4 protein-coding genes and 1 tRNA gene are annotated in these 3,768 nt (G+C 50.6%); all 5 read right to left on the bottom strand.

What is annotated here, in order from left to right; genetic code table 11:
* Nucleotides 1–85 precede the first annotated feature (85 nt).
* Nucleotides 86–161, bottom strand: a tRNA-Lys gene (locus GTPT_RS13700).
* A gap of 163 nt (nucleotides 162–324) precedes the next feature.
* Nucleotides 325–1,113: a cell division protein CpoB gene (gene cpoB, locus GTPT_RS13705; RefSeq protein WP_029990757.1), complete on the bottom strand. Its 789-nt coding sequence runs from the start codon at nucleotides 1,111–1,113 to the stop codon at nucleotides 325–327.
* Between the two features lie 9 nt (nucleotides 1,114–1,122).
* Entirely contained in the window at nucleotides 1,123–1,641 is a 519-nt protein-coding gene (gene pal / locus GTPT_RS13710) for a peptidoglycan-associated lipoprotein Pal (protein ID WP_025902944.1), read from the bottom strand.
* Nucleotides 1,642–1,684: 43 nt separating this feature from the next.
* Entirely contained in the window at nucleotides 1,685–2,980 is a 1,296-nt protein-coding gene (gene tolB, locus GTPT_RS13715; protein WP_025902945.1) for a Tol-Pal system beta propeller repeat protein TolB, read from the bottom strand.
* 116 nt (nucleotides 2,981–3,096) lie between these two features.
* On the bottom strand, nucleotides 3,097–3,768 hold a 672-nt coding region (gene tolA / locus GTPT_RS13720), incomplete at its 5' end, for a cell envelope integrity protein TolA (protein WP_038011638.1).

Consider the following 3,768-nt stretch of genomic DNA (forward strand, 5'->3'; position numbering starts at 1 on the left):
AACTGCTCTACCAACTGAGCTAACGACCCGTCAGCCACAAAACAGATAAAAGAGTTTAACACCCCCACCCTTCACAACAGAAAGATGGTGGGTCGTGCAGGATTCGAACCTGCGACCAATTGATTAAAAGTCAACTGCTCTACCAACTGAGCTAACGACCCTCTTTTACCGCCACCGAATGCATTTCGCTTATCACCCGGCAACGGCGGCATATATTACTGATTTAACTGGATAGCGCAACTCTTATTTGAAAAATAACTGACTGGTTGCTTAGCTTTCACCCGCTACGTCCATAAATCACACGATTCCGGGTGAGTTTGCTATTTACTGACCTGCTTCCAGTCGTTTTTTAGCATCCCTGGCCGATGCCGTACCGGGGTAAAGTTTAATTACCTGTTCAAACACTGCCTTCGACTTGGCTGTATCTTTTTTATCCTGCATCACAACACCGACCTTGAATAAGGCTTCCGGGGCTTTAGGCGATTTAGGATAATTTTTTACCACGGTCGCGAAATAGTAGGCAGAATCATCCAGCTGACCTTTGTTGTAATACAACTGTCCCAGCCAATAGTTGGCATTCGGCTGATACGTAGAGTCCGGATATTTTTTTACCCACGTCTGCAGAGCAGAGATTGCCTGATCAAACTTCTTCTGCTTCAGAATAAGATCAATGCCGGCGTTGTAGTCAGAGTTCTCATCACCTGACTGCGCGGCCGGGCTGGCGGCAGCGGCCGGAGCACTTCCTGAAGCGGCCGTGGCATCCTTACTGTCAGAATTCGCGGGAGTTGTCTGAGTCGTGTTATTGCTGCTCAGCGTGTCTATCTGCTGATAGAGCTGGTTTTGCCGTTCAACCACCTGGCTGAGCTGATAACTGTTTTCCTGAATCTGTCCACGCAACGAGTCAATATCACTTTGGGTATCATTCAGCTGCTGCTGCAACTGCTGCATAAGTTGAGACTGTGCGTTAGAAATACGTTCGAGGGTGGTGACCCGGTCTTCTACCGAGCCAGAGCCAACGCTACTGATTGACGCCTGTGCAAAAGCGGCCGGAACGGCCGCTACACCAATCAGTAACGACAGACTCAGTGCATGACGTCTGAAGTTACTAATCATATGACTCTCTTAGTACACCAGTACGGCGCGACGGTTTTTAGCCCATGCGGCTTCGTCGTGGCCCAGTACTGCAGGTTTTTCTTTACCGTAAGACACGATGGACATCTGGTCAGCAGATACCCCTTTGCCTTGCAGGTACATTTCAACAGCATTAGCACGACGTTCGCCCAGGGCGATGTTGTATTCCGGTGTACCACGTTCGTCCGCAAAGCCTTCGATAGTGACTTTGTAAGACGGGTTGCTACGCAGGAAGTTCGCGTGCTGATCCAGCATACGAGCGTACTCAGGCTGAATGTCATATTTGTCCAGACCAAAGTAGACAATATTGTTCTGCTGAAGCTGCTGCATTTGCATACGCGCTTGTTCATCAGAAGACATATTACCGCCATTCTGGCCGCTACCATAAGCGCTGTCAGCACCGGTAGTTGAGCCACTCTGGTCATTGTCATTTTTGTGCGAGCTACAAGCCGCAACAGCCAGTACAGGCAGGGCCAGCATGAGGCCTTTCAGCATTTTATTCAGTTGCATTTCAACACCCTATTATTGTTTGCCATACATATTTACACATGCATCACATATACGGAGACCAGGCAGGCGAAGATACCTGTCCATCAGTCGCCGGAAGACGCGCTTTGAAACGCCCGTCAGTTGAAACCAACTGCAATACGGAGTTATAGCCCTCGGTGGAGCCATAAATAACCATTGTGCCGTTAGGTGCAAGACTTGGCGTCTCATCCAGATACGTGTCCGTTAATTGCTGAACGGCTCCCGTTTCCAGATCCTGTTTAGTGATATGCTGTGCACCGCTTGCGGTACTCACCATCACCATAAATTTACCATCCGGAGAAACATCCGCATCCTGGTTCTGACCACCCTGCCAGGTAATGCGTTGCGGAGTCCCCCCGTTAATATTCATTTTATAAATTTGCGGACGTCCTGCCTGATCCGACGTATAGGCCAGTGTTTCACTGTCCGGGAACCAGGTCGGCTCGGTGCTGTTATAACGTGCATTTGTCAGCTGACGGATCTGTCCGGACGCCAGGTCCATCACATACAAATTCAGACTGCCGGTTTTAGACAATACAAATGCCAGTTTTTTGCCATCCGGAGAAAACGCCGGAGCACCATTGTGGCGCGGGAAATCAGCGATAGTACGGATAGTGCTGTTAGACAGATTTTGTACGACCAGTGCTGAACGTCCTGTTTCAAAGGTAACGTAGGCGAGTTCGTTACCATCAGCAGACCAGGCCGGTGACATCAGCGGTTCCGGTGAACGATGGACCACAAACTGGTTGTAACCATCGTAATCGGAGACGCGTAACTCATACGGGAACTGTCCGCCGTTGGTCTCAACCACGTAAGCGATGCGTGTACGGAATGCGCCTTTGATACCGGTCAGCTTCTGGAATACTTCATCACTGGCGGTGTGAGCCGCATAGCGTAACCACTGCTTAGTCACTTTATAACTGTTCTGCGACATCACGGTGCCCGGAGAGCCCGCAGTATCGACCAGTTGATAAGAGATCTGGTAGCTGCCATCGGCATTCGCCTGGATCTGACCTACAACAACAGCATCAATACCTAGTGCAGACCACGCCGCAGGCTGAACCTGTTGAGCTGTGGTTGGTTCCTGCGGTAAGCGGGAACGATCTAACGGGTTAAATTTACCACTGTTACGTAAATCTGCGGCAATAATCCCACCAATGTCTGCCGGCGCCGGGCCTGTACCTGTCCATTGGAAAGGTACGACACCGATAGGACGTGCAGTATTTACCCCCTGGGTGATTTCAATCCGGACTTCAGCCTGTGAAACCACCGCCCATAATAGTAAAAATACACCTAACGTTATACGAAATGCCTGCTTCATCTTCTCTCCCTTATCTGAACTCACGCCCATGATAATTCGTATAAATTCCGGTAATTGTCTGGCGCAAGTATCGGTTGCTCTACCTAGCATAGTCGATACTTACGCCGGAGACACGGTTAAGGTTTAAACTCCAGTGTCGCATCCCTCACTGCCTGCCAGACTTCCTGGCTTGGTGGTTTCGGAATATGCGCCATTTTTGCTGCGGTGATCGCGGCCTGGCATAGAGCAGGATCGCCGCCCGCCGCCGTTGCTGAGATCAATAATCCGTCTGGAGCCAGCTTAATATTTACATCACAGGTTTTCCCTGCGTAGTTATCAGAGTCGTAGAACTTACTCTGGATAGCGCCCTGTACCTGACCAATATAACTCTGTATAGCGGCACCAGATGCACCTGATTTATGCTGATTGCCCTGCCCTGCGGCAGATGCCCCTGCGTTTTTACCGGATTTAGGTGCATTCTTACCGGAGGCTAACCCACCCAATAAGTCATCCACTTCACTGGTATTTTTTGCAGCAGCCGCTTTTGCCCTGGCGGCAGCTTTAGCTTTAGCTTCCGCATCAGCTTTGGCTTTCGCCTGCTGCTCTGCCTTCGCCTTTGCTTCTGCCGCTGCTTTGGCTTTCGCCTGCTGTTCCGCTTTCGCTTTTGCTTCTGCCGCTGCCTGAGCTTTCGCCTGCTGTTCGGCTTTTGCTTTCGCTTCTGCCGCTGCCTGAGCTTTCGCCTGCTGTTCGGCTTTTGCTTTCGCTTCTGCCGCCGCCTGGGCTTTCGCCTGCTGTTCGGCTTTTGCTTT

Source organism: Tatumella ptyseos ATCC 33301, assembly GCF_000735525.1.
In the GTDB taxonomy this organism is placed as follows: domain Bacteria; phylum Pseudomonadota; class Gammaproteobacteria; order Enterobacterales; family Enterobacteriaceae; genus Tatumella; species Tatumella ptyseos.

Excerpts from the sequence above, each read along its gene's own strand:
- cpoB (WP_029990757.1), bottom strand. The coding sequence starts at position 1,113 with ATGATTAGTAACTTCAGACGTCATGCACTGAGTCTGTCGTTACTGATT.
- pal (WP_025902944.1), bottom strand. The coding sequence starts at position 1,641 with ATGCAACTGAATAAAATGCTGAAAGGCCTCATGCTGGCCCTGCCTGTA.
- tolB (WP_025902945.1), bottom strand. The coding sequence starts at position 2,980 with ATGAAGCAGGCATTTCGTATAACGTTAGGTGTATTTTTACTATTATGG.